Below are 25,887 nucleotides of genomic sequence, written 5' to 3'. Positions count from 1 at the left end.
GAAGGAGAAATTGTCATGAGCGGCATTATTCGTGAATTGCGGGGCGTCATTCCCTCGGTGCCGGCGTCGGATGGTGCCGGCGTGAAACTGCGGCGCAGTCTTGGCTCGGCCCAGGGTGCCCGGGTTGATCCTTTTCTGATGCTGGACGAGTTCTTTTCCGACAACCCGGATGACTACCTGGCCGGCTTTCCGGCCCATCCGCACCGCGGATTCGAGACGGTGACCTATATGCTCGATGGTCACATGCAGCATCAGGATCACATGGGTAACACCGGTGATCTGGGGCCCGGTGGCGTGCAGTGGATGACCGCCGGTCGCGGCATCATCCACTCCGAGATGCCGCAGCAGACCGAGGGGCGGATGCGTGGCTTTCAGCTCTGGCTGAACCTGCCGGCGTCGCAGAAAATGAAGCCTGCCGGCTACCGTGACATTACCGCCGATGAAATTCCCGAGGCGAAAACGGCTGCTGGTGGAATGGTGCGGGTGATTGCCGGTCGCATCAGCGTGGATGGTCAGGCGCTGGCGGGTGCGGTGAATGCCGAAGCCGGCCAGTGGCAGACCGACCCCATCTATGTGGACGTGCGGCTGCAGGCGGGGGAGCGTGCCGAGATCCCGGTGCCGCGGGGTCACAATGCTTTCCTGTATCTCTACGACGGCGAGGCCCGTCTCGGGGAGCAGGAGCAGGCCTTGCCGCAACGGGCCAGTGGTCTGCTCACCGATGGCGACGTGGTGCGAATTGTCGCCGGAGAGCAGGGTGCCAACCTGCTGTTGCTGGCGGCACGGCCCCTGAACGAGCCGGTGGTGCAGTATGGCCCGTTCGTCATGAACACCCGGGAAGAAATCGAGCAGGCGCTCGCCGATTACCGGGATGGGAGACTCGCCGAGCCGGCATGAGGTGGTGGGGTGCGTCGGCGCGTTGAGTCGACGCGCTGCCACGTTGGCCTTCTGTCCGGAAACGGAGCACGGGCGCACCGCCCGCAGACAGGCCGTGAACCCCTCCATGGGGGCTCGACAGCGACATCCCTGTGGCTGACGGTCTGCGGGCGGCGCCCCCGCGCTCCGTTTGTGCCAGCTGTGTAAGGGTGGCCTGGCCAACGGTGATGTGGTGCGTTACGGCCTTTGGCCTAACGCACTCTACGGCGGGCTTCAGGGGGGCATTGCATCCTGTAGCACCAACCGGGCGCTCGCCGACCCCGCGATCACGCCATCACACCCCCGTGCCAATCATGGCTCCGATCATCACCCACACGAGCATGGTTGCCGCCGCGATCAACCACAGTAGCATCGCGTAGCCGGGCTTCTGCGTGAAACGCAGCAGCAGGAGATCCTTGGCCTTGTAGACCTTGATGCCGTCGGCCGCATCGTTGTAGCGCCGTGCCAGTTCGTCTGGCGACAGGTTGCCCAATGCGTCGATGACCCGTTCCAGCGCTTGCATGCCCTGTGTACCGAAGCCAGGCGGCGTCAGGTGATATTCCATGCGCTGACCATCCCGCTCCACCAGCAGGCGTAGGGTATCCCTTTCAAGTCGGGCTTCCCGCAGCAGACCCGGCGCGCCGGAGCCCAGCTCGCCGTTGTCGAAGCGACCCACCAGACGCAGCGCTTCGTCGTCCGGACGCTTCTCCAGCCGGAACTCCCGTGGGCCGCCATAACGTGCATTGATGTAGGCCGCCGCAAGCAGCAGGGCAACGATCATGGGCAGCGTAATCACGGTCGGCAGGCCGCTGCGAATGATGGCCAGGCCGATCAGCAGGGTGACGCTGGTGCCGGCCACCACCGCCAGGGTGTTGACCAGCGGGCGGTGAAAGGTGCCCTCCGCAACTAACAGAATTCGGGACATTGTCTGCCTATCCTCGCTCCCCTAGCGCATTACAACGCCGAAGGTGAGCTGCAGATGCTCGCGCATTCGACGGCTGGCCCGCAAGGACAGGCGCAAGCGTTCCCGGTCGTGGCTGGAGAGTCGCTCCATGCGCAGCAATGGATCCGGGGCTTCGCCGCGGCGTATCTGTTCAAGCTGGTGACTCAACAGGAGATCCTGCAACTCCTCGAAGGCGATGCGCATGGACTCGCAGAAGTCCGGGTCGAATACACCAAGCCGTCTCAAGGCTGCGATGCGCTCCAGGGTCTTGCAGCGGCTGACTCCCGCCTGCAGCGCGAAAACCCGCATGGCATCCACGATCAGACGCAGCCCGGTGCGCTTGAGATCGATGACTTCTTCACCGTCGCGGGAACTGGGCTTGAGGCGATTGAAGATGCTGAGTGGCTGAACGATTCGGGCGTTTTCGCCCACCATTCTCTGGAACAGTTTCCGACCCTCTCCGTCTGCAAGTTCCTGGTTCAGATGGTCCCGGAGCGCAGTGGTGAGGTCGTCGTCACCGTGCAGTGTCGCAAAATCGAGCACGATATTGGCGAGGCGCGCCTCCCGTCTGCCTGGTTTCCGGGTCAGAGTGGAGAGCTTGTCTTTCCAGCCGGCAAGGGTGCGGCGATAGTCCACGTTACGGGTCATGACGTCGCCAGGGCACAGGTGATAGCCCACCTGATCCAATGCCGGGTTCAGGCGTTCGGCAAATCGCTCGAACCAGGCAAGCGCACTTGCGTCCGCCTCATCGGCAATGATGAGGCCGTTGTCCTGATCGGGACGCAGCAGCATTTCTCCCCGACCACCCGACCCCATGATGATGAGGGCGTAAGGGCAGGGGGGTTCCCCCAGACCTTCCTGGCGCAGCGCTTCCAGCACGAGTTCCACCGTGCGCCGCTGCAGGGCGAGATGGACATCGGTGATGACACGCACCGCGAGACCGGCGCTGCGGTGCGTCTCGTGCACACCTCTGGCCTCATCCGGAACGCGTTGACGAAGCGCAGTCAGGCTGGCGAGGTCGGCCGCGGCCCGAATGTCCCCTTCCAGGGTGAAAGGCGGGTTGGCAAGCGCCTGGACGATGTCGGACTGGGAAATGAGTCCGACGGGGCGATCCTGGTCGTCGACGACAACGACATCGCGCAGACGACGCTGCCGCTGCAGCGCTTCCGCCTCCCACAGCGGTGCATCCCGCCGCACGGTGTGGCCTTGTAGCAGGGCGCATTGGTGCAAGGCCGTGGCGATGGGGCGATCATGCTCGACCACGTCCATGAGCAGGGTGTGCGCCGTGGTCAGACCCAGCAGGCGACCTTCGTCATCGATGACACCCAGGCTGCCGATTCCCCGCTGTTCCAGCAGCCGCCAGGCGTCGGCGATGCTGGTCTGGGAATCGCAGGTAGCCAGACCGCTGCGCATGTACTGTCGCACCGGTCGGGACAGGGTGCCACGCACGGTTTCCCGCGCCTGCAGGGCTTTGCGCATGCGTGCCGCAAGGGCCTTGTTGATGGTTTCAAAGAATGCCGGCTCGCTCTGTTCCAGGCGCTTCACGGTGGTCGCGGGGATGGCCCGGATGTAGCAGTCGGAGACGGCCCTCGCGGAAGAGCGATACACACCGCCGTCCAGGTAGTTGGCGAGTCCGATTAGGTTGCCCGGTTCGGCTTGACGTCTGTGCCTGTCCGCCGAGACGTGGTCGAGAGTCCCCTCGATGTGCAGGTAGACCTGTTCACGGTAGGCATCGCCGGCGTCGAAGAGGGCGGAGCCCGCCGGAATGAACAGCCGATCGCTGTCACGAAGCAGCCGGCGAACCAGCGAACCCGGCACACCCCGCCAGAGGCTGGATCCCATGACCCGGTCCGTATCGGAATCAAGTGCTGTGTCCGCCGGGTCACGCATGATCGGTAACTATAGGGTAAAGGTGACGGGGCTCCGCCATGGCGGAGCCCCGGATCGGTCAGGCCCTGGGGTGATTCGGCAACTCCTTGGTCATGGCGTACAGGGTACAGCCCGCCATGCCCAGCAGGACGAAGCTGAACGGGAAGCCCAGGCCGATAGCTGCCGCCTGCAGGGCCGCCAGGCCACCGCCCACCAGCAGCACGATGGCCACCAGCCCTTCGAACAGCACCCAGAAGGCACGCTGCACCACGGGTGCATCCGTCAGGCCGCCGGCGCTGATGGTATCGATGACCAGGGAACCGGAGTCCGACGAGGTCACGAAGAACACCACCACCAGGAAGATGGCCACCGCCGAGGTGATAGCCGCAAACGGCAGGGCCTCCAGCATGGCGTAGATGGTCAGTTCCGGCTGGTAGTCGGTGACCAGCTGGACAACGCCCTCATAGCCGTCGTTCAGGAACTGATCGATGGCGTAGCCGCCCATGATATTCATCCACAGGATGCCGGCGATGGTCGGGATGATCAGCACACAGAAGATGAATTCCCGCACCGTGCGGCCATAGGACACCCGAGCGATGAACATGCCCACGAACGGTGACCAGGAAATCCACCAGGCCCAGTAGAACGTTGTCCAGCCGTGCATGTAATCCAGATCCTCGCGGCCTACCCAGTTACTGAGTGGAACCAGGTTGGCGAGATAGCCGCCGGTGGTGGTGACCGTGCTGACCAGGATATCCACCGTGGCCCCGGCGATCAGCACGAAGACGCCCAAGGCGGCGAACAGGATCATGTTCAGTGCACTGAGGCGCTTGACGCCGCCGTGGATCCCCAGCATCACCGAGACCAGTGCGAGGCCGGTAATGGCGAGTATCAGCACCACCAGCAGGGTGTTGGTCGCCTCGATACCATAGAGGTACTCAAGCCCACCGGCAGCCTGCTGGGCACCAAAGCCCAGTGATGTGGCCAGGCCGAACATGGTGGCGAACACTGCGAGCGTATCGATGACGTGGCCGAACCAGCCCCAGACCCGATCACCGAAGATCGGGAAGAACGCGGAGCGAATCGTCAGCGGCAGGCCGAAGTTGTAGCTGAAGAAGGCCAATGAGACGGCGACAACGCCATAAATCGCCCAGGGGTGCAGGCCCCAATGGAAGATTGTTGCCGCGACGCCCATGGCGCGCGCTGCCTCGGTATCGGAAGCATCGACGCCCAGCGGCGGATTCTGGAAATGGAACACGGGCTCCAGTACGCCGAAGAACATGAGCCCGATCCCCATGCCGGCGGCGAAGAGCATGCCAAACCAGCCCAGGTACCCGAACTCGGGCGCGGCATCGGGCCCGCCCAGGCGGATGCGCCCCAGGGGCGAGAGCATCATCACCAGGCAGACGATCACGAAAATATTTGCCGCACCCATGAATACCCAGTCGAAGGTCGACTCAAGCCAGGTGCGGGTTGAACCCAGCGTGCTGGCCAGCACATCCGGGAAAATGATCGCCAGCAGCACGAAGATCGTGATACCGACGGAAGTGATAAAGAAGACTGGATTATGCAATTCCAGCCCCATGGGCTGGACGTTGTCCTGGCCGAGTTCATAGTCCGTCTCGGCGACGACTGGTCCGTCGTTCCCCGACTGCGTGTTGTTCTCTGCCACGGTTCTCCCCCCTGGGTGATGTGGTTGGACGACGAGGCCGATTGCCGGAATGTGAGGCAAGGCAGCCTCTGGATCATCAGCCAGAGTGAATCATGTGCAGCAAGGGGTCAAACCGACGCGGGACGTTCTGTGGTGTCATCCGTGGTCGCCAGGGCCTGCTGCCGATAGCGTCGCGGGCTTGTGCCATGCAGTTCTCGGAAGCAGCGAGCCAGGTGAGCCGATGACGAGAATCCGGTGGCTGCGGCAATGGTCTCGACCTGCAAGCCGGTCTGGACAAGCAGGCGGCGGGCGCGGTCTACCCGCAGTGACCGGTAGTAGGCCGCTGGGGCGCGTTGCAGATGCCGTCGGAACAGCCGATCAAGCTGCCGGACCGACAGATTCAGCCGTGCCGCGATGGCGTGGATGGGTAGCGGGTCGTCCACATGTTGCTCCATCAGCCTGACGGCGCTGGCCAATGGCCTCGAATGACGCAATAGCTCGAAATGGGCGCTCAGGCGCTGCGTACTGCCGGCCTCGCGAATGCGGTCGTGAATGTAGGTCTCGGCCACTGTCGCGGCAAGCTGCTGCCCGTGGCGCCGCTGGATCAGGGTGAGCATGAGGTCAAGCGCTGAGGTGCCGCCGGCGCAGGAGAAGCGTGACGCCGACAGTTCGAATACGCTGGCGCGGATATCCAGCCGGGGATGCCGTTCCCGATACGCTTCAAGGCAATGCCAGTGGATTGTCGAGGGCACCGCGTCGAACAGCCCCGCCGCGGCAGCCGGGAACGAGCCATCCGACAACGCGCCCATCATCCTGCCCTGCTTGGCCTGGTGTCGCAGCCAGCGCAACAGGTTCGGCGGCGCGTAGTCATGGGAGCGCTCGCCCCCGCACAGCGCCACAACACCTGCGTTCTCCGCGGCGTCCAGTCCCCGCGCGTCCATCGTAAGGCCACTGGAAGAGGCCACGGCCCCGGCGTGCTCCGACACAAGCCGCCAGCGATAGAGGTGATGACCGGCGGCGACGTTGGCGGCGCGCAGGGCCTCCACCGCCGAGCTGAGTGCCAGCAGCGAGAAGCGTGGAACCAGGACGAAGGCGAACAGCTCCATGGGGAGCAGTGTCGCACTCGTAACGAAAGCCGTCCATTTCGTGATGGTTAAAGTCACGGGAGTCTGGTGTGCTGGGCTCATACACTGGGCAGGATGGAAAACCATGCGTTATTCCGGCTGGCAACTACTCAAGCAGGGGCTCGGCGGCCATCGCGGCTGGCCACGCATGTGGCGCGACCCCGAGCCCAAACCGGATTACGACGTGGTCATCATCGGTGGCGGCGGGCATGGCCTTGCCACGGCCTACTACCTGGCCAGGGAGCATGGAGTCCACCGTGTTGCCGTACTGGAGAAAGGCTGGATCGGCGGCGGTAATGTCGGCCGCAACACCACCATCGTCCGCTCCAATTACCTGCTTGGGCCCAACGTCCGCTTCTACGAGCACGCCATGCGCCTCTGGGAGGGTCTGGAGCAGGAACTCAACTTCAACACCATGGTGAGCCAGCGCGGCGTGGTGAATCTGTTCCACTCCGACGCCCAGCGTGATGCCTTTGCCCGACGTGGCAATGCCATGCGGCTCGCCGGGGTGGACGCCGAGTTGCTGGACGCCGACGAAGTGCGACAGCTGGTTCCGGCACTGGACTTTGCCAATGCCCGCTTCCCCATCATGGGCGGCCTGTTGCAGCCCCGCGGCGGCACGGTGCGTCACGACGCCGTGGCCTGGGGCTACGCCCGGGGCGCAGACGCCCGGGGCGTGGACATCATCCAGAACTGTGAGGTGACGGGCATCCGCCGTGACGGCGATCGCGTTATCGGGGTGGAGACCAGTCGCGGCTTCATCGCCGCCGGCAAGGTGGCATCCGCAGTGGCGGGCAACACCAGCCGGATCGGCGAGTTGGTCGGGCTGCGGTTGCCCATCGAGAGTCATGTGTTGCAGGCCTTCGTCACCGAAGGCGTCAAGCCGCTGCTCGACACCGTGGTGACCTTCGGAGCCGGGCATTTCTATGTCAGCCAGTCCGACAAGGGCGGACTGGTGTTCGGCGGCGATCTGGATGGCTACAACTCCTACGCCCAGCGCGGCAACCTGCCCGCCATGGAACATGTCATGGCCGGCGGCATGGCGATCCTGCCGGTCATGGGCCGCTTGCGGCTGCTCCGCCAATGGGGCGGGGTGATGGACATGACCATGGACGGCAGCCCCATCATCACCGGCACAGATCTGCGCGGTTTCTACCTCAACGGCGGCTGGTGTTACGGCGGTTTCAAGGCGACGCCGGCCTCCGGCTGGTGCTTTGCCCACCTCATCGCCACGGGCCAACCCCATCCGCTGATTGAATCCTTCACCCTGGAGCGGTTCAGCAGCGGCCACCTGCTGGACGAAAAGGGCGTGGGGCCAAACCCATGGATACAGTAAGTCCCGAAGGAGAGTGTCATGCATCGCATTGACTGCCCCTGGTGCGGCCTGCGGGATGAGGCCGAGTTCCAGTATCAGGGCGATGCCTCCGTTGCCCCACCGGCACTGGATGCCAGGCCGGAGGCGGCCGTGTCGGCAGTTTACATTCGCACCAACCCGCGGGGCTGGCACAGGGAATGGTGGCACCACGTGGGCGGTTGCCGGCAGTTCGTGCAGGTGATTCGCCATACCGTCAGTCACCGGATTGCTGCTACGGGCCGGCCCGGTGATGAACTGGAGTTCCTCCATGAGTGAGGGTCAGGTGCGGCGACTGCCGTCCGGCGGTCATATCGATCGGGACAGACTCGTTTCGGTGCGCTTTGACGGCCGGCTTTATCAGGGCTATGCCGGCGATACCCTGGCTTCGCTACTACTTGCCAACGGGGTGCAACTGATCGGGCGAAGCTTCAAGTACCACCGGCCGCGGGGTATTCTCGCCGCCGGCCACGAGGAGCCCAACGCCCTGGTGGAACTGGGCGAGGGCCAGTGCCGTGAGCCCAATACCCGGGCCACCGTCATCGAGGCCCGCGACGGACTGGTTGCCAGCAGCCAGAACCGGTTCCCCTCGCTGCGATTCGATCTGCTATCGGTCAACGGCTTGCTGCATCGCTTTCTGGTGGCGGGCTTCTACTACAAGACCTTCATGTGGCCGGCGAGCTTCTGGGAGCGGGTCTACGAGCGCCAGATCCGCCGCGCGGCCGGGCTTGGTCGCGCCGCCGACAGTGCCGACCCGGATCACTATGAGCACGCCCACGCCCATGCCGACGTGGTGGTGGCGGGCGCCGGTCCGGCAGGACTGATGGCGGCCCTCGCCGCAGGCCTGAGCGGTGCCCGCGTGCTCCTGATCGAAGCCGGACCGCTGTTGGGTGGGCGCTTGCTCTGGGAGCAGGAGCATGTCGATGATGCTCCGGCCGCTGACTGGGTCGCTTCCGTGGAAGTGCGGCTGCGGGGCATGGACAACGTGCGCGTTCTCACCCGCACCAGCCTGACCAGCGTCTACGACCACGGCGTGCTGAGCGCGGTGGAACAGGTGCCGCCGCTGGCGGAGACCGCAGAGCATCTGCCCCGGCAGCGGCTGTGGGTGATTCGCTCCAGACAACTGGTGTCCGCCACCGGCGCGCTGGAACGGCCGCTGGTGTTCGATGACAACGACAGGCCGGGCGTCATGCTGGCCACTGCGGTCCGCCGATACCTGAACCAGTTCGCTGTGGCACCGGGACGGCGGTTCCTGGTGGCCACGAACAACGACGATGCCTACCGAACGGCGTTCGATCTCGCTGCCGCCGGCTGCGAGGTAGCGGCTATCGCGGATGCGCGGACCGAACCCGGAGCCGTTGCCGAGCAGGCCCGAGAGTTGGGGATTCGGGTACTGACCGGGGCAGTCCCCGCCCGTGCCATCGGCGGGCAGTCACTGCGCCGCGTTGCCTTGCAGGATCCTGATGGCGTTCCCAAGGCATCCGTGGATTGTGATTGCCTTGCGGTCTCCGGCGGATTCAGCCCGGATGTCAGCCTGCTCAGTCAGTGCGGCGATCAGCCGGTGTGGGATGCAGAACTGGCGGCATTTCGCCCGGCGGGGGGCGTCGAGTCCGCCAGTGCTGCCGGTTCGGCGGCCGGTGCCTATGCGCTTGCGGACTGTCTGGCCGGTGGGTACAACGCCGGTCGTGACGCCGCTCACAAACTGGGATTCACGGTTGCGGAAAGCGGGGCTCTGCCGCGGGTGGCCGTGCGCCCGGAAGCCCCCATTCGGCCAATCTGGCGCTGCCCCGGGTCGGGCAAGGCCTTTGTCGATCTGCAGAATGATGTGACCGTGGACGACATCCGTCTGGCCGATCAGGAGGGCTTTCACAGCGTCGAGCACCTGAAGCGCTACACCACTCTTGGCATGGGCACGGATCAGGGCAAGACATCCTCCGTGAACGGGCTCGGTGTCCTTGCGCAGATACAGCAGCGCGCCATTGCCGAGGTAGGCACCACCCGCTTTCGGCCACCGGCGGTGCCGGTGGCCGTGGGTGCCTATGCCGGGCACCGTCGCGGCCAGGAGTTTGCGCCCGTGCGTCGTACTGCCATGGACGATTGGCACCGGCAGCAAGGCGCGCTGTTCATCGAGGCAGGCCACTGGTTGCGGCCGAGCTGCTACCCGCGGGACGGCGAGGATATTGCCGCCGCCACCTGGCGAGAGGCACTGGCGGTGCGTCACTCCGTGGGCATCTGCGACGTCTCCACCCTGGGCAAGATCGACGTCATGGGTCCGGATGCCGCCGAGTTTCTCAACCGCATCTACCTCAACGGTTTTCTCAAGTTGCCGGTGGGCAAGGTGCGCTATGGCGTGATGCTGCGGCCTGACGGGCATCTGTTCGACGATGGCACCACCTCGCGCTTTGCCGACGATCATTTCGTGACCACCACCACCACGGCCAATGCCGGACGGGTGCTGGCCCACATGGAATTCCATGCCCAGGTGGCCTGGCCCGATCTGGACGTCAATGTTGCCTCCGCCACCGAGCAATGGGCGACCATGGCGGTCGCCGGGCCACGCAGCCGCGAAACCCTGCAGCGCGCATTACCCGAGGCGGATTTGTCCAACGAGGCCCTGCCTTTCATGGGTTTCCTCAACCTGCTGGACGGCCCGTATCCGGTTCGGATCTTCCGTATCAGCTTCTCGGGCGAACTGGCCTATGAGGTCAGCGTCCCCTGGGGCTACGGCAGCGCCATGTGGCGGCGAATCATGGCAGCCGGCGCGGATTTCGGTATTTCACCCTATGGCACCGAAGCACTGGGTGTGCTGCGCATAGAGAAAGGTCATCCGGCAGGGCCGGAGTTCGATGGCCGCACCACCGCCGAGGACATCGGTCTGGCCGGCATGGTGGAGAAGCAGAAGAAGGACTATGTGGGCAAGGTGCTGGCGGCACGCCCCGGGCTGGCGGATACTTGCCGGCCACGGCTGGTGGGTTTGCGACCCCTGGAGCCTGGCGGTCGCCTGCGCGGCGGTGCTCACCTGCTTGAGCCCGGCGGCGACGCGACCATCGAAAACAGTCTTGGTTGGCTGTCGTCGGTGACCCACAGCCCGCACCTGGAACAGTGGATCGCCCTGGCGTTCCTGCGCGACGGCGACCAGCGTCATGGGCAGCGCCTGGATGCGGTATTCCCGCTGAAAGGGGAGTCCGTGCCGGTGGAGGTCTGTTCGCCGTGCTTCATTGATCCGCAAGGGAGTCGACTCCGTGGCTGAGCAGGACCTGCGCTATCCGGTGGGGTTGAGTACCTGGCAGTTACCCGCTCAGCGGGGCGAGCCCGGCGTTCGTATCGCCCATGTTCGTGGTCTGGCCTGCTGTCAGGTCTTTGCCAGACGGGGCCGGGAAGACGCAGTACAGGCTGCGCTGAACGTTACGACTGCGCCGGGTCGAGGCGCCATGACCAGGGAGTTGCTGGCGCTACCGCTGGCACCACGGCAATGGATGATACTCGCGCCCCGGGGGCGTGACGGCGCCCTGGCCCGGGCCTTGGCCCAGAAACTGGACGGCATTGGCCACGTCAGCGATCAGAGCCACGGGCGTGCCGCATTCCGCGTGTCGGGCCGCCATGCGGTGGAACTGCTCGGTCGCGAGTGTCGGCTTGACCTGGCGACGGCGGAGCCCGGTTTCGCCGGGCAAACGGTGATGGCGGAGATCAGCGTGTTATTGTGCCGCCCGGACGCGGAGAGCGGCTTTGTTCTGCTGGTCTACCCGGGCTACGCCCAGGCATTTCTCGGCTGGCTGCAGCAGGCCGCCGCTTCCATGCAACCCCTATTCGTCGAGGAAGACGCGCCACCATGGACGCCAACGCCCCAATCCTGATTCTCAAACTGACCTGCGCCGATCGGCCCGGCATCGTGGCCGCGGTCTCCGGGCTGATTGCCGAGCACGGTGGCAATATCCTGGAGAGTTCCCAGTTCGACGACCTGCGCACCGGGCAGTTCTTCATGCGGGTGCGGTTCAGTTTCGCCGAAGCGGAGCGGTTCAGCTTTTTCTTCAAACCGGTGGCGGAACGCTTCTCCATGCGCTGGGACGTGCAGCGTGAGGATGTCCGTGGCCGGGTGCTGATCATGGTGTCGCGCTTCGACCATTGCCTGGTGGACCTGCTGTATCGCTGGCGTACCGGCACAATACCGATGGATGTGGTGGCCATCGTCTCCAACCACGAGACGGCGCGACCCATCGCCGAACTGCATGATCTGCCGTTTCATCACCTGCCCGTGACACGCGAGACCAGAGCGGCCCAGGAGGCGAAGCTGCTTGGCCTGGTGGAGGAGACCGGCGCCGACCTGGTCGTTCTCGCCCGCTACATGCAGATACTCTCCGACGGACTGTCCAATCGCCTGTTCGGCAAGGTGATCAACATCCATCACTCCTTCCTGCCCGGTTTCAAGGGTGCCCGGCCCTATCACCAGGCCCATGAGCGGGGCGTCAAGCTCATAGGCGCTACCGCGCACTACGTGACGGCGGACCTGGATGAGGGGCCGATCATCGAGCAGGACGTGGAGCGCGTGGACCACGCCGACGAGCCGGAGGATCTCATCGAGATCGGCCAGACCCTGGAATGTCAGGCCCTGGCCCGTGCCGTGCGCTGGCACCTGGAGCACCGGGTGCTGCTGAACGGGTCCAAGACGGTGGTGTTCCGCTAGACAGCCCCTGCTGCATTGCCCACTGGCGCCCATGAGGGCGCCTTATTGCGTGATAAATATTTCCCAGCAACCGCGCCCGCAGGTTGCAGCACAATGAGCAAGCACAGGCTGATTGCGTGAGGGTGGGGGCGCCATGGGGCAGCGGATCTGTAGCCCTGAAGAACTGGAGGGGCTGGCGCGGGATGCGCTGACGGCAAGCGGTGCGAGCCGGGATGCAGCCGACTCGCTTGCCCGGGCGGTGGTGGCCGCAGAACTGGATGGCATCGCCAGTCATGGGCTGGCCTACATTCCCACCTACTGCGAACACCTGCGTTGCGGCAAGGTTCGGCCACTGGCAGAACCCCGTGCCCAGGCGACCGCCGCATCCGCAATCCTGGTGGACGCTGACCACGGCTTCGCTCATCCGGCCATCGACAAGGGCCTGCCCTTGCTGATGGAGGCGGCACGCAGTCATGGCGTGGCCGGCATGGCGGTGCGTCGTTCCTACAACTGCGGCGTGCTTGGCTACCACACCGAGCAGCTGGCTGCGGCAGGTCTGGTCGGCCTTGGATTTACCAATGCGCCGGCCTCCATTGCACCGCTGGGTGGCACGCGTCCGGTGATCGGCACCAACCCCTTCTCGCTGGCGGTTCCCGGCGAGCATCCCGGTGAGATTGCCCTGTTGATCGACCAGTCCGCCAGCGTGGTGGCCAAGAGCGAGGTGATGGCCCACAAGCGCCGGGGACAGCCGCTACCTGCCGGCTGGGCCCTGGACGCCAGCGGCCAACCCACCACGGATCCGGATGCCGCCTTGGCAGGTAGCATGATGCCCGCCGGCGGTTACAAGGGTTTTGGTAGTGGGCTGATGACGGAAGTGCTTGCCGCGGTGTTGGCCGGCGGGGCCCTGGGCACGCAGGCAAGCCCGTTCTCCGGTACGCAGGGTGGTCCACCCGGCACGGGGCAGTTCTTCCTGGCGATGGATCCCGACAGCTTCTCCGGTTCGGCTTTCCAGCCCGCCGTCCAGGGGCTGATTGCGGCCATGGATGAGCAACCCGGTGTACGGGTTCCGGGCCGTCGCCGCCGGGATAACCGTCTGCGCTTGCGGCAGGCGGGCATTCCGGTGGCAAGCGAGCTGCTGGACCGGGTGCAGAGCCTGGTCCGGACCTGATCCGACCATCGTCGCCGATGGCGGCATAACGAAAAAAGAGGGCAGCGATGAGCGAGCAACGCAACAATCAGGATCGCATCGGTTTCAACGCGGGACTTGGGGACCCATGGGTGCTGGGGATCAGCGGCGGCTTCATCGTGCTGTTCATCGCCCTGTCCTTTTACGATATCGACATGGTCTCCGGGGCCGTGGGCACAGGTTTCGCGTGGACGGCCCGGGTGCTGGGCTCCTATTTTCAGCTGCTTTTATTGCTGACCTTCTTTATCGCCGTGGCGGTATCGATCTCGCCCGCGGCCAGCGCCAGGGTTGGCGGTCTGGACAAGCCGGAGATGGGCACCTTCAAGTGGCTGTCTATCATCATGTGCACCCTGCTCGCGGGGGGTGGTGTGTTCTTCGCCGCTGGCGAGCCGGTTTATCACTTCGTCGTCACGCCGCCGGCCTTCGACACCGAGGCCGGGACGGCGGAGGCCGTGGCTGGCGCGCTTGCCCAGTCGTTCATGCACTGGGGCTTCCTGGCCTGGGCCATCCTCGGCACCCTGACGGCCATCGTGCTGGCCCAGGCCCATTACGTGCACGGCAAGCCCCTCCAGCCGCGTACCCTGCTGTTTCCGGTGTTTGGCGAGCGTGTCATGCGCGGCGCCTTCGGTGGGGTGGTGGATGCGGTCTGCGTGATCGCCGTGGTAGCGGGGACGGTGGGGCCCATCGGCTTTCTGGCCACCCAGGTCAGTTTCGGGCTGGAGGAGCTGTTCGGTTTCGCCGGCGGGTACGGGACGCAGTTGCTGATCCTCGTCGTGCTCGGAGCGATCTACGTCACCTCGGCCATTACCGGCATTCATCGGGGAATCCAGATCCTGAGTCGGTTCAACGTATTCCTCGCCATCGGCATTGGTGCCGTGATCTTCGTTTTCGGCCCCACTCTCTTTCTGGTGAACAGCTACCTGCAGGGTATGGGCGCGTATGTCACCAACTTCTTCACCATGGCCACCATGACATCGGAAACCGCGCCGGACTGGTGGATGCAATGGTGGACGATCTTCTTCTTTGCCTGGTTCCTCGGCTACGGCCCCCTGATGGCGCTGTTCGTGGCACGCATCTCCCGGGGGCGCACCGTACGCCAGATGCTGCTCGCCGTCGGCATCATGGCGCCGGTGGCCACCACCATCTGGTTCACCCTGCTGGGTGGCTCGGGAATCTACTATCAGCTCACCGGCCAGATCGACCTGGTGGAGGCGTTGAACAACTTCCGCTTTGACGTGGCTACCCTGACCGTGGCCCAGGCACTGCCACTGGGCACGGTCATGGCCCTGGCCATACTCTTGCTCACCACGATCTTCGTGGCCACGACGGGCGACTCCATGAGCTACACCATCTCCATGGTGGCGTCCGGCCACGATGAACCGAACACCGCGGTGCGGGCCTTCTGGGGGATCGCCATGGTGGTCATGGCGGCAATACTGCTCTACATGGGGGCAGGGCAGATCAGTGCCCTGCAGCAGTTCATCGTGATTACCGCCATCCCGGTGTCGCTGGTGTTGCTACCATCGTTGTGGACAGGCCCCAAGGCCTGCTATGCCATGGCCCGGGAGCAGGGCATCGTTCGCTAGTCTCCCCCGGTCAGCCCATCATGCGCGCTACAAGCCGCCTCAGGTCAGCTTGACTGAGGCGGTTTTCCTCGTAGATGGGCTGCACTTCGGGAATGATCCTGCGCAACTCGCGAATACGGCGATCTTCCGCCGGATGGGTGGAGAGAAACTCCGGCGGCCGACCGCCCTGACTCTGCGCCTGCATGGACTGCCAGAAGCGCACGGATTCCTGCGGGTCGTAGCCGGCCTGGGCCATATAGCGCACGCCCAGCTCGTCCGCCTCCAGTTCGTGAGCCCGGGAATAGGGCATGATCACGCCATAAACCACGCCGGCCCCGAGCACACCGGCGATCTCGCCGGCTCGTGCCACATCGCCAATCTGCAGGGCTACCTGCAATGCCTGCAGGCCGATCGCAGACGCCCGCTGGGCACTGACCCGCCGTGCGCCATGCCGGGCGTTAACGTGACCGACCTCGTGACCCATCACGGCGGCCAGCTGGGCGTCGTTTTCCATCAGTTCGAGTATGCCGGTGTAGAATCCCACCTTGCCGCCGGGCAGCGCGAAGGCGTTGATGGCGGGATCATCGAACAGGGCGAACTCCCAGTTCTCGTCCCGATTGCCACCCGCGTCCACGATGCGCCAACCCACGTCTTCCAGGCGTCGTGTGGCGTCGCGATTAGTGGACAGCGTCATTTCGCTCTTGATGTCCTCCCAGGCCGCCTCGCCCATGGCCCGCTCCTCGGCGGGGGAGATCATGGCAATACCGCCAAGGCTGTCGGCAACCTGGGTGGAACTGCACCCGGCCAGCGCCACGGTGCCGGTGGCACCCACCAGGTAAATCAGAAACTGCCGCCTTCCATGATCGTGTCCGCAGGGACAGTGGTGCTGCATGACGGGTATCTCCCTTGTCTGGCCCTGGCGACGGGCGCTGTGGTTTTTGACGGCCAAGAGCGAGCGTCGTTCCGCTACACTGTGCTTATACTCATGGCGCCACGCTATGCGTTTCCGTACACAAGTGTAATGGATTAGCCCCAGGGAGCAGCAGATGCACACTCCGGATCATCGGTGGTTACGCGTTGGTTGCCGGTTGGAGATGACCTACGCGGTGGCGAGTCCGATGATCCTGCTGCTGCGTCCGCGTAGCGGCCTCTATCAATGGGTCGCCGGAGATACCTATCGCGTCCTGCCCAACCTGCCGATTGCCGAGTACACCGATGTCTACGGTAATCTCTGTCAGCGCCTGCTGGCGCCGGTGGGGCCCTTGTCCATCTGGGTGCAATCGGAGGTCCGCGTACTGGCGGGTGCTCAGCCTGCACCAGGCGCGCCCTTTGTGCCGGTGGAGGAGTTGCCCGCCGAAACCCTTATTCATCTGACGCCCAGTCGCTACTGCGAAGCCGACCGTCTCGGACCGCTGGCCAACGAAATCACCGCTGGGGCCCTGCCGGGTTATGATCAGGTGACGGCAATTTCCCGGTGGATCAACCAGCGCATTGACTACCTGTCGGAATCCGACCCCGAGCCGGTGTCGGCCACCGAAATGGTACGGCGCGGTAATGGCGTCTGCCGTGATTTCGCGCACCTTGGTATCGCCCTGTGCCGTAGCCTGAGCATTCCGGCACGCCTGGTGGTGGGTTATCTGGAGCGGCTTGAGCCGATGGATCTCCATGCCTGGTTCGAAGCCTATGTGGGGGGCAACTGGCACACGTTCGACCCGACCCGGCCGGATCTGACCGGCGGGCGTGTGTGTCTTGGTTATGGCCGGGATGCAGCCGATGTCGCCGTCTTCAGCCAGTTCGGCCCGCCGGTGATACCGTCGCGGCTGGAAGTCTACGTTGAGCCTATAGACGCGCCAACTGCCTGACAGGGCGATACACCACCAACCAGGGGAGAGATGAATGATCGGAGATCGCGACGTGCTTGTGCTGCACGATGAGCGCATGCTCAACCACAGGCCCGATGCCGACAGCCCTTTTCTGCCAGGTCGGCTTGATCGACGGGTCCGCGAGATTCTCTCCGGGCTACAGGTGAAGTGGAGTTACCCCGAACATCCCGGGCGCCTCACGGCAATCGCCGAATTGCTGGCCAGGGAGCCCATTGCCGGGGTGCGTTTCGGGCCAGGTCGACAGGCAACCCGCGAACAGCTCAGTCGTGTGCATACCCTTTCTTATCTTGAGGATATCAGCGAGTTACGTGGCCAGAATGCCTGGCTGGACGTGGACACCACGGCGGTCTCGGCGGGTAGTGTGGAGGCGGCCGAGGTGGCGGCGGGCACGTCGATCGCTGCCGTCGAGGCCGTGGTCAATGGCGATGCGAATAGTGCCTTTGCACTGGTACGACCACCGGGGCACCACGCCGAGCCCGTCCGGGCGCGCGGTTTCTGCCTGTTCAATAATGTCGCCGTTGCAGCCGCTCACGCCCAGGCTGCACTGGGATGCAAGCGCGTGCTCATCATTGATTGGGATGCGCACCATGGCAACGGCACCCAGGACATCTTCTGGGCCGATCCCGACGTCATGTTCTTTGACACCCACCGGGCTGCACCTTTCTATCCGGGGTCAGGCGTCCTCGAAGAGGTGGGAGCGGGCCTCGGGGAGGGCACCACGGTCAATGTTCCCCTGCCCGGAGGAGCGGGTGATCTGGCGCTGGTCCGTGCCTTCCAGGACATCCTCGTGCCCGCGGCGGACTGGTTCCGCCCCGACCTCGTGCTGGTTTCGGCAGGCTTTGACGCACACCGCCTCGATCTCGCGCTCAACATGAGCTACGACGGCTTCGCCGCTCTTGCGGGCGTGGTGCAGGAGATCGCGGACCGGCACTGTCAGGGTCGGCTGGCGCTGATACTCGAGGGCGGTTACCACACAGAGTCTCTGTCCAGGGGCGTGCACACCGTGCTGCAGGTGCTTGCCGGCGGCCCCGTGCCCGATGTGGGCGAGTGCGGGCTGGCGGAAGTTGCCGCCGCCGCCGAATACCACCGCGAGGCCTTCTCAGCGCCTGAGGATTGACCTCAGGCTGGTTCGCCGTAGATGTACTTGGTCAGATCGTCGATGGTGTGCTGCTGGTCGTGCACGGCCCATTTGGTCAGATCGCCCGAGGACACCACGCCGAGCAGCACGTCGCCTTCGACTACCGGCAGTCGCCGGATGCGCTTCTCGGTGCACAGGGACATGGCTTCGCTCACCGTCAGGTCCGGTGACACCGTGGCCACGTCCGCTGTCATCACTTTGGCGATAGGGGTGGTTGCTGGATCCTTGTCCGCATACACCACGCGGCGGAGCAGATCGCGCTCGGTGAACAGCCCCTTGATGTGGCCGTGGTCAAGCACGATGACCGACCCGACGCCGCCGTCAACCATGACCTTGACCGCGTCGCTGACAGTCGCGTCAGGCGAGACGCTGAACAGGGCGCCGCCTTTCTCCTTGATGATGCTTCCAAGAGTCATGTCCATGGGGTCGAGACCTCCTCTTTCACCTATCCGGATTCTTTGCCGTCTATGATAGCGGATCTGACGAACACTGGCCGTGCCATGGGTTGACGAAATGAACGACGAATGGGAAGACGCCACTGAAGCACCCAGCCGCTCGAGTCGGAAGCGGGAAGCCGAGGCCTTGCAACGATTGGGAGAGGCTGTGCTGGCCCTGCCTTCGGATCAACGCCGTAGTCTGCCTTTGTCGGAGGCTCTGCTGGACGCCTGTGCGCTTGCGGACCGTCTGACAGCCAACGGAGCGCGTCGACGCCAGAAGCAGTTGATCGGTAAGTTGATGCGCGAGGTGGACCCGGAGCCGATCCAGGAGGCGCTGAATGCATTGAAGGGCGTTTCGGCCCGATCTGCGGCGCATCATCGTCGCATCGAGCACTGGCGGGACCGCCTGCTCGCCGAGGGCGATGAAGCGGTAACCGCCTTCATGAGTGACTACCCCGACGTTGACCAGCAGCACTTGCGTCAGCTGTTGCGCAACGCCCGTCGCGAAAGCCAGGCCGGCAAACCGCCCCGGGCGGCGCGGGAGCTGTTTCGGCTGGTTCGCGAGGCGATGCCGGACGCGACTGACTGAAACGCATCTGATGCCGGGCATCATAAGGGCCGTGATTCATCATCCGTGGCGGGTCTCCTGGCCTGCACCCTATGTCTCCTTGGCGCGATCAGGCGCCCGGGCGTCTGCAGCGTAGCAGGCACTCCTGAAAGCCGTTGCGTAGCAGCACCGAGCGTTCCATGACGTAGCGCGGCAGAAAGCGGTCGAGATCAGCCATGGGATACTTTGGAGCCGGTCGCTCGCCGCCGCTCACGCGGCGTGAAACCGACGCGTCGGGCAGGATGGCATGGTCCCCGGGCCGCTCGGGAATACGCTGCGCCGAGTAGGCAACGATGCAGTGAATCAGCGTGGCAGAGCTGGAGGCCCCGGCGATGGGTTCGAGCACGGCGGCAAATTGTTTCTGCGCCAGGTAGTTCGGCAGATCCCAGCACAACACCAGGTCCAGGGGCTGGTTTCCCAGGTCTGGTAACAGCGCCCCGGGCTCCGCTCCACCAGCCGTGTAACCTTCCTCGGCCAGGGTGGTGATGGCGTCGGCGAAGGCCAGCCGATGTCTCCCCTGGCTGAAGAACGCGAGGGTGCGTCCGCGTGCTGGACCAGCATCCAGCACGCTGACGCGCTCCCGCGTACGCAGATCGGTGAGGACCGCCTCCAGCAGTGGCGCCCGGAATATATCCGCCGCCTGTGTGTCGGTGGCCTTGATGCCGGCATCGCTCGGCGCTGTGATCACCTGTCCTCACCCTGTTCCGCGCGGCTGACTGCGCGGGCGGTTCAGCCCGTGGCACTGCCCTTGGACGTCGTTGCCTTGGTGGCATCTTCCGTCTTCTTGTCGCCCGTCCCGGCGGGCGGACTTCCCGGGCTGCCGGAAGAACCACTGCCGCCGGAGGCGGACTGTGGTTTGCCGCTGGACGTACCGCCCGGAGCGGCTGCCGCTGGCCGTGCGGGCTCCACGTCCATGTCGATGGCACCCTTGAACTTGGCACCATCTTCAAGACTGACCCGCGGCGCCGTGACATTACCGAATATGCGTGCCGACTTGCGAATGGAGACCAGTTCAGTGCCATACAGGTCACCCTGAACCGTGCCCTCCACGTAGATGCTCTGGGCGTGGAGTTCGGCTTCGACCTGGCCCTTGCCGCCGATGGTCAAGGTGTGTCCCTGAAGCTGTACCGTACCCTTCACGTGGCCTTCGATCAGCAGGTCTTCCTCACCCCGCAGCGTGCCTTCGATATGAATCGATGGGCCGATCACGGCTGCCTCGCGCCGGCGAACACCAGCGGTCTGGTCGCTACCAGAGGCCGGGCTTGTGCCGGCCATGCCAACGCCCGGCAGGGAGTCGGTTGTATCGTCCTGCTCATCCTTCTGGGAGCCGGATCCGCGCTTGCCGATATCGAACATGATGTCTGTCTCCTGTCCCCGTCGCTATGCTCGCGTCGATGTGTGTAGCCGGTCAATCGGCGCCACGAACCAACACCTTAGCGTTGCAACGTCACAAAAAACATCTGTAGCCGGTCAGCGACAGGCGACGGATCATTAGTCCTCTGCATCGTCGAAGTCCCCTTTGAACGTGGGGTTGGCGTCGGCGCGACCGTCTTCTACCCGCTTGCGCCCATCGTCCTTGCGACCCTGTAACGCCTTGCGATGCACCATGCTGACGTGGGCCGGCGGCGCGCTGCCGTCCTTGTCTTCGCCGAAGTACAGCGTCATGTGCGGGAACGGGATCTCGATGCCCGCGGCGTCGAAGTGCATTTTCACCAGGCGGTTGTACTCACGGCCAATGGCCCACTGCACGCCGGGGATGGTCTTGATGCGCACCCGGATGTTGACCGAGCTATCGGCCAGAGCGGTAACCCCGTGAACTTCCAACTCGCCGATGATCTTCTGCTTGTGTTCCTCGTGGGCGATCAGCTCGTCAAACGCATCGCGGAGCTTGACGATGACGTCGTCGATGTTCTCCCGATAGGCGACGCCGTATTCGCCCACATGGTAGGCGAAGTCCCGCATGTAGTTGGACACGCTGTCCACCGAAGAGAAGGGGATGATATGAAACGTTCCGGAGACGTCCCGCAGGCCCAGGGAACGGATGGTCAGCTTTTCCGCCACACCGGTGATGCCACCGGCTGTGACCACATCCCCTGCGTTGATGGCGTTCTCCAGCTGGATGAACACCCCGGTGATGATGTCCTGCACCAGTTTCTGCGCACCAAAGCCGATAGCCAGGCCGAGCACGCCGGCACCGGCGATCAGCGGTCCGATGTTGATGCCGATTTCCGAGAGCACGATCATGCTGGTCATGATGATGAGCGCCACCGCAATGGCGTTTCGGAAGATGGTCAGCAGCGTCTTCTCCCGGGCCCCGGGCTCCTTACCATCGCTGTCCGGGTTCAGTCGATGTTCGATCCAGCTCGCCACACCGATCCAGAACAAGGTCGCGAGCACGACGATCAGGGCCACGGAGACCACCGTGCCGATCGTGCGGGCGCCGGCATCCGAGCCCAGCCAGTTCCCCAGGTTGAACAGGCTCCAGGCGTCGGCAATCACCGCGAGCACCATGATCAGAATGCCGAGCCGCATGATCTTGAGGCCGGTGGGGATGTACGAGTTCAGCCGCTCCTCAAGCAGAGGGAAGCGCGCTCTGGTTTCGTCGGGCACCTTGATCTGCCGGCTGATAACCTGGGTCAGAACCACCGCAAGCAGCGATCCCAGTAGCACGGCCACCACAGTCTGGATTGTGGCCTGGGCCATGAACGGCAGCGCATCCTCGGGACGGGTCACCGTGACCACGGCCAGCGCAGCGAAGTAGGCAAGCGCGACCAGATGCCAGAATCTGGCTGCCAGATTGGTCAGAAAGCGGGTGAAGGCGAATGTGGACTCACTGGCCATCGCTTCAAGCCGCTCCCGCACCCGGGTCTTGTTCTGCAGGATGATGACCAGGGCGTAGATGAACGCCACCAGCATGATCAGGAGCCCGGCAACCCGGCCGAGCCCGGTGCCGAAGTTCAGGTTGGTCAATGGCACCACGACCAGCAGGCCGTAACCGATGAAACCGGCCAGCCGTGCCAGCCAGGCGTTCCAGTACGCCGCTTCTTCTCCCGACATGGGCAGCAGTCGCAGACCCTCGTAGCGGGAAGAGAAGATCATGCGAATCGCTGCCTTGAAGACCTCGATCAGCAGGAAGGCATTCAGGAACAGGCTGTGACGGGTTTCCATTTCGCCTGTGCCACCGACAAACAGCAGTGTGACCACATAGCCGCCCACCCAGGCGAGCACCACGATGATCACGTCCAGCGCAGCGGCAAGGACGACTGCAATGGTGCGCCGTACCGTCTGGGAAACGGCGCTGCCCTGCAAGGCCCAGTCGCTATCACGCCGGAACAGCGGCGCGGATAGACGCCGCAGGAGGAAGAACAGTGCGACGGTGATTGCGACCACCAGGGCCAGGTCCAGCGCCGCCATGCCGAACTCCGCAAGGTTGTCGCCATCACCGAGATTGACGTCGCGGATCGCAGCCACGGCGGCATTGAGCTCGGTGACGGTGCCCTCGGCGATTCCCTGGGTGATATTGGCGATCTGCCGTGGCAGGGAAAAGGCTTCCTCTTCCTCGGCAGTTGCCTGAGCGTCGTCCCGGGCCGCTCCACGCAAGTGCTCGATCAGCCGTTCCCGGGCCTGCTCGTCCTCCAGCAGGGCGGCCAGTTCCTCATGGCCGCCGTCCTCGGCCAGAACCGGGGTTGGCAGGAGAGCCAGGGCGAGCATGGCCAGGAGTGTGAGATGGATGAATCGCCGGATGCTTGGATGGTCAGACACGCGAACGTTCCTTCCCTATTCGTGGTTCGGTGAATGTGGCCGCCAGGCCTCTGTCGATTTTTGCCGAAGTCTACGCGCCCGGGTAAATGCTGAACAACTCCAATGCCCGGAGTGCTCAGGGCCGCTGATCGAACAGTTGCGCGCCTCGCTCGTCGATCAGTTGCCGTCCCTTGCGCAGTGTCATTGCCACGATGTCGTCCTGGTTGGGCGAAGTGTCGGCGCGGGTGAAGTCGTGTACCTGCCGGGACTCGCCGCTACCCTGGCTGATGCGCCCGCTGACACGCCAGCCGGCGGCGTCCCGCAGCGGCGTTGCTTCGATCAGGTAATCCTTGTAATCCTCGGTCGCTGCGATGGTAGTGCCACCGTCACCGCCACCAAACAGGCGTCGAAAGAATTGCCCCAGCATGCTTGTCCCCCACCGGGCCGCTTTCGGCTTGATACTCCTGCTGCGTCGTTGTTCGCAGACAGGTGGTTCAAGCCTGAGGCGGCTGGTAATGTTTTCAGTTCTCGCCAGCGTCCAGCGTCGCGGCATCCAGCCCGCCGGAGCGCAGTTACGCCTGCCGAGTCTACTATTTTCCAACGGAATCCATAAGAAACAGGAGATCTCCTCATGGACCTGAAGACCCTGTCCCGTCGGACCCTTATGCCCAGCGCAGTCGCAATCGCCGGGTTGCTTGGGGTGACCGCCGCCAGCGCTGACATCCGCCCCATCCAGATCCAGCACGCCAAGGTTACCCCGCAGGACCAGTTCGAGCTTTTTGGCAATCTGGCTTACGAATCGAATCGCGAACCCGGCGAATTCGAATACGACAACCTGCGGATCGGTCCGATCGGCGCTCGCTACGGCGTCATTCGTGGCCTGGAAATCGGTGGGCACCTCACCTATAACTCGAACTCCGGCGATAGCAACAACGATCCGGATGACGCCGGCCTTGAGGCACTGGTTCTGTTCGGCAAGATCGCGCTGGTGGACAATGTCTCCGTCGAGGGCGGTGTCCGCCTTGCCGGTGCGGATGACGTTGGCCCCTATCCGATGGACGGCATCGATTTCTACATGAATCTTGCCGCAGAACAGCGGGTCGGCGCCGACGGCAAGATCTACGGCGAGTTCGGCTACACCATCCAGGACAACGATGGCTTCGGTGGCACCTACCAGAACTGGGGTATCGGGTATGGCCACAGGATCACGCCGGTATTCGCCTTGAACGTGGAACTGGTGGGGGATTCCGCTCCGAACAACCTTCCTGGTCCGGGCTTCGGAAACCATATGGATCTGGTGCTGGGCGCCAATTTCAATCTCCAGCAGGTGGCGATTCTCAAGCCGTTCGTATCCGTTGGCGTCTATGACGCAAGCCCCGATGTGGCCATCGGCCTCGGCGTCGATATGCCGCTCTAAATCGGACTGGTTCGCTTCTGCGGCTGGACCCGGCGGCCAGGTAATGCTAACTGATAAGGGGTAGGCGCTTGGCCTACCCTTTTTTGTTTTGTACCGGAGCGGAGGGCACGTGGGAGACAAGAAGGAATGGATCTGCCGGCCGGCATCGGAAGCGGCTGGCCAGGAGATCGAGCAGGCAGGCGGCGCAGAGGCGGCGCGCGAATGCCGGATGGGGATGATCATCGCCGCTGTGAACGAAAAGGAGGCCCGGCAGTTCGCGGCGCATAATTTCGAGGAACTCTATGGTGCGGAGGCCAGCGAGGACTGGTTTTACTGCGAAATCGATGAAGAGCCTATCTGAATAACGCCGCCCCCGGCAGGGAGCGGCGAGAATTTTACAGCGGCAATTCAGCTCACCAGCGTGACCGGACACTTGGCCCGGTGCAGTACCCGCTGGCTGACGCTGCCGAGTAACATTTCCTTCATGCGGCTCAGTCCACGGCGGCCCATGACGATGGCGCTTGTGTCTTTTTCTTCCGCCGCGGCATCCAGGATTGCCTCGTGAATACTGCCGCCATCACGGATCTCCTCGATCTTCAGGCCCTTGTCATTCATGGCTGCCCGAGCGCCCTCGAAGGCGATCCGAGCCGCTTCCCTGCCCATGTCCGCAAAGCGTTTCTCCATCTCCGGGGCGATCCCGGCCATGCCGGTCATCCCGGCACCAATGCCGGGAATCTCGTCGCTGGAGCGGGGATACACGTGAACCAGCTTGATCCGCGCTCCGGTGATCCGTGCGATTGACGCCGCGTGGACGGCGGCACGATTGCCCTGGGTGGATCCGTCCACCGGCACCACCAGCACGCTGGGCAATGCATCCGGTCCCTTGTCACTCATGAGGGTGACCGGGCAGGAGGCATGGTGCACGACGCGCTCACTGACACTGCCCAACAACAACTCGCGAAAGCTGCCAAGACCCCGGCGGCCCATGATGATGAGCGGCGCCTCATTGAGCTGCGCGTGGGCAATCAGGCCGCTGGCGGGTTCTCCGGGGACAATGATCTCCTCGGCGCTTGCCTGCCCCTTGGGAAGCGCTTCCCGGGCCGCCTCGAAGGCCCGCTGGGCGCTCGCATCGCGCATGGCGTTGAATTGTTCCCGCTTCATGTATGAGACGGCGATGCGCTCCGCGCGATTGGCCAGGCGCTCAAGCATTTCACGGGGCGATGCCGGGAATACGTGAACCAGTTGCAGTGGGGCTTTCAACGCGTGGGCCAACTGCCCGCCATAGCGAACCGCAGCTGCCGCATAGCGTGATCCATCCACAGGGACGATGATGGTGCGAAACGGTGACTCCATGGGGCCTCCGGTGGTTTCTTCTCTGATGGGCCTGCATCGCCTCGGGTGTGGCGATCCGATACCGCATTTGG

General features: G+C 64.2%; 24 protein-coding genes. 13 read left to right on the top strand and 11 right to left on the bottom strand.

The annotated features are described in order from the left end of the window. The first annotated feature begins 15 nt into the window (after positions 1–15). The gene (locus tag J2T57_RS11925) at positions 16–894 is read left to right on the top strand and encodes a pirin family protein (protein WP_253478441.1); all 879 of its coding nucleotides are present in this window, start codon (positions 16–18) and stop codon (positions 892–894) included. A gap of 313 nt (positions 895–1,207) precedes the next feature. Here J2T57_RS11925 and J2T57_RS11920 read toward each other — a convergent pair whose 3' ends face one another. The 4 genes from J2T57_RS11920 to J2T57_RS11905 form a co-directional block, all read right to left on the bottom strand. Then, positions 1,208–1,837, bottom strand: coding sequence for a hypothetical protein (locus tag J2T57_RS11920; RefSeq protein WP_253478437.1), 630 nt, complete (start codon positions 1,835–1,837; stop codon positions 1,208–1,210). A 21-nt stretch (positions 1,838–1,858) separates the two neighbouring features. Then, positions 1,859–3,745: a DUF294 nucleotidyltransferase-like domain-containing protein gene (locus J2T57_RS11915; protein WP_253478435.1), complete on the bottom strand. Its 1,887-nt coding sequence runs from the start codon at positions 3,743–3,745 to the stop codon at positions 1,859–1,861. A gap of 58 nt (positions 3,746–3,803) precedes the next feature. Continuing rightward, the gene (locus J2T57_RS11910) at positions 3,804–5,396 is read right to left on the bottom strand and encodes a BCCT family transporter (RefSeq protein WP_253478433.1); all 1,593 of its coding nucleotides are present in this window, start codon (positions 5,394–5,396) and stop codon (positions 3,804–3,806) included. A gap of 107 nt (positions 5,397–5,503) precedes the next feature. After that, positions 5,504–6,481, bottom strand: coding sequence for a GlxA family transcriptional regulator (locus J2T57_RS11905; RefSeq protein WP_253478431.1), 978 nt, complete (start codon positions 6,479–6,481; stop codon positions 5,504–5,506). 103 nt (positions 6,482–6,584) lie between these two features. On the opposite strand from J2T57_RS11905, the gene J2T57_RS11900 reads away from it, so the two are divergent. The 7 genes from J2T57_RS11900 (at position 6,585) to J2T57_RS11870 (ending at position 15,282) form a co-directional block, all read left to right on the top strand. After that, a complete protein-coding gene (locus J2T57_RS11900; RefSeq protein WP_253478429.1) occupies positions 6,585–7,835 on the top strand; it encodes a sarcosine oxidase subunit beta family protein in 1,251 nt (416 codons plus the stop codon). A gap of 18 nt (positions 7,836–7,853) precedes the next feature. Continuing rightward, entirely contained in the window at positions 7,854–8,129 is a 276-nt protein-coding gene (locus tag J2T57_RS11895; protein ID WP_253478427.1) for a sarcosine oxidase subunit delta, read from the top strand. Further along, positions 8,122–11,100: a sarcosine oxidase subunit alpha family protein gene (locus tag J2T57_RS11890; protein ID WP_253478425.1), complete on the top strand. Its 2,979-nt coding sequence runs from the start codon at positions 8,122–8,124 to the stop codon at positions 11,098–11,100. The genes J2T57_RS11895 and J2T57_RS11890 overlap by 8 nt, the downstream gene beginning before the upstream one ends. Continuing rightward, on the top strand, positions 11,093–11,704 hold the full coding sequence (locus J2T57_RS11885) for a sarcosine oxidase subunit gamma (RefSeq protein ID WP_253478423.1): 612 nt from the start codon (positions 11,093–11,095) through the stop codon (positions 11,702–11,704). Before J2T57_RS11890 ends, J2T57_RS11885 begins: the two co-directional genes overlap by 8 nt. Beyond that, positions 11,680–12,531 (top strand): formyltetrahydrofolate deformylase, encoded by an 852-nt coding sequence (gene purU / locus J2T57_RS11880; RefSeq protein ID WP_253478420.1) that lies wholly within the window; start codon positions 11,680–11,682, stop codon positions 12,529–12,531. The genes J2T57_RS11885 and purU overlap by 25 nt, the downstream gene beginning before the upstream one ends. A 133-nt stretch (positions 12,532–12,664) precedes the next feature. Beyond that, positions 12,665–13,678 (top strand): Ldh family oxidoreductase, encoded by a 1,014-nt coding sequence (locus J2T57_RS11875; protein ID WP_253478417.1) that lies wholly within the window; start codon positions 12,665–12,667, stop codon positions 13,676–13,678. A gap of 47 nt (positions 13,679–13,725) precedes the next feature. Next, complete coding sequence (locus J2T57_RS11870; protein ID WP_253478414.1) at positions 13,726–15,282, top strand: BCCT family transporter; 1,557 nt, start codon at positions 13,726–13,728, stop codon at positions 15,280–15,282. A 10-nt stretch (positions 15,283–15,292) separates the two neighbouring features. Here the strand turns inward: J2T57_RS11870 and J2T57_RS11865 are convergent, their stop codons facing one another. Beyond that, positions 15,293–16,153 (bottom strand): M48 family metallopeptidase, encoded by an 861-nt coding sequence (locus J2T57_RS11865; protein WP_253478411.1) that lies wholly within the window; start codon positions 16,151–16,153, stop codon positions 15,293–15,295. Positions 16,154–16,307: 154 nt separating this feature from the next. Here J2T57_RS11865 and J2T57_RS11860 point away from each other — a divergent pair, with 154 nt between their 5' ends. Together J2T57_RS11860 and J2T57_RS11855 are read left to right on the top strand one after the other, a co-directional pair. Continuing rightward, a complete protein-coding gene (locus tag J2T57_RS11860; protein ID WP_253478408.1) occupies positions 16,308–17,123 on the top strand; it encodes a transglutaminase family protein in 816 nt (271 codons plus the stop codon). A 34-nt stretch (positions 17,124–17,157) separates the two neighbouring features. Beyond that, positions 17,158–18,261 carry a histone deacetylase family protein gene (locus J2T57_RS11855; protein ID WP_253478406.1) on the top strand — a complete coding sequence of 368 codons (1,104 nt, stop codon included), beginning with the start codon at positions 17,158–17,160 and terminating at the stop codon, positions 18,259–18,261. Between the two features lie 2 nt (positions 18,262–18,263). Here J2T57_RS11855 and J2T57_RS11850 read toward each other — a convergent pair whose 3' ends face one another. After that, complete coding sequence (locus J2T57_RS11850) at positions 18,264–18,704, bottom strand: CBS domain-containing protein (protein WP_253478403.1); 441 nt, start codon at positions 18,702–18,704, stop codon at positions 18,264–18,266. Positions 18,705–18,795: 91 nt separating this feature from the next. On the opposite strand from J2T57_RS11850, the gene yjgA reads away from it, so the two are divergent. Next, on the top strand, positions 18,796–19,308 hold the full coding sequence (yjgA, locus tag J2T57_RS11845; protein WP_253478400.1) for a ribosome biogenesis factor YjgA: 513 nt from the start codon (positions 18,796–18,798) through the stop codon (positions 19,306–19,308). 88 nt (positions 19,309–19,396) lie between these two features. On the opposite strand, the gene J2T57_RS11840 is transcribed toward yjgA, so the two are convergent. The 4 genes from J2T57_RS11840 to J2T57_RS11825 form a co-directional block, all read right to left on the bottom strand. Further along, entirely contained in the window at positions 19,397–20,014 is a 618-nt protein-coding gene (locus tag J2T57_RS11840) for a hypothetical protein (protein WP_253478397.1), read from the bottom strand. Positions 20,015–20,055: 41 nt separating this feature from the next. Further along, positions 20,056–20,682: a bactofilin family protein gene (locus tag J2T57_RS11835; RefSeq protein WP_253478394.1), complete on the bottom strand. Its 627-nt coding sequence runs from the start codon at positions 20,680–20,682 to the stop codon at positions 20,056–20,058. A gap of 135 nt (positions 20,683–20,817) precedes the next feature. Beyond that, entirely contained in the window at positions 20,818–23,037 is a 2,220-nt protein-coding gene (locus J2T57_RS11830) for a mechanosensitive ion channel domain-containing protein (RefSeq protein WP_253478732.1), read from the bottom strand. A 166-nt stretch (positions 23,038–23,203) separates the two neighbouring features. Continuing rightward, on the bottom strand, positions 23,204–23,494 hold the full coding sequence (locus J2T57_RS11825; RefSeq protein WP_253478391.1) for an HlyU family transcriptional regulator: 291 nt from the start codon (positions 23,492–23,494) through the stop codon (positions 23,204–23,206). A gap of 204 nt (positions 23,495–23,698) precedes the next feature. On the opposite strand from J2T57_RS11825, the gene J2T57_RS11820 reads away from it, so the two are divergent. Together J2T57_RS11820 and J2T57_RS11815 are read left to right on the top strand one after the other, a co-directional pair. Next, the gene (locus J2T57_RS11820) at positions 23,699–24,484 is read left to right on the top strand and encodes a hypothetical protein (RefSeq protein ID WP_253478388.1); all 786 of its coding nucleotides are present in this window, start codon (positions 23,699–23,701) and stop codon (positions 24,482–24,484) included. A 109-nt stretch (positions 24,485–24,593) separates the two neighbouring features. Continuing rightward, positions 24,594–24,824, top strand: coding sequence for a hypothetical protein (locus J2T57_RS11815; RefSeq protein ID WP_253478385.1), 231 nt, complete (start codon positions 24,594–24,596; stop codon positions 24,822–24,824). A 47-nt stretch (positions 24,825–24,871) separates the two neighbouring features. Here J2T57_RS11815 and J2T57_RS11810 read toward each other — a convergent pair whose 3' ends face one another. Beyond that, complete coding sequence (locus J2T57_RS11810; RefSeq protein WP_253478383.1) at positions 24,872–25,816, bottom strand: universal stress protein; 945 nt, start codon at positions 25,814–25,816, stop codon at positions 24,872–24,874. Positions 25,817–25,887: the final 71 nt, after the last annotated feature.

Source organism: Natronocella acetinitrilica (assembly GCF_024170285.1).
In the GTDB taxonomy this organism is placed as follows: Bacteria; Pseudomonadota; Gammaproteobacteria; order Nitrococcales; family Aquisalimonadaceae; genus Natronocella; species Natronocella acetinitrilica.
This window is presented reverse-complemented; position numbering and strand designations above follow the sequence as displayed.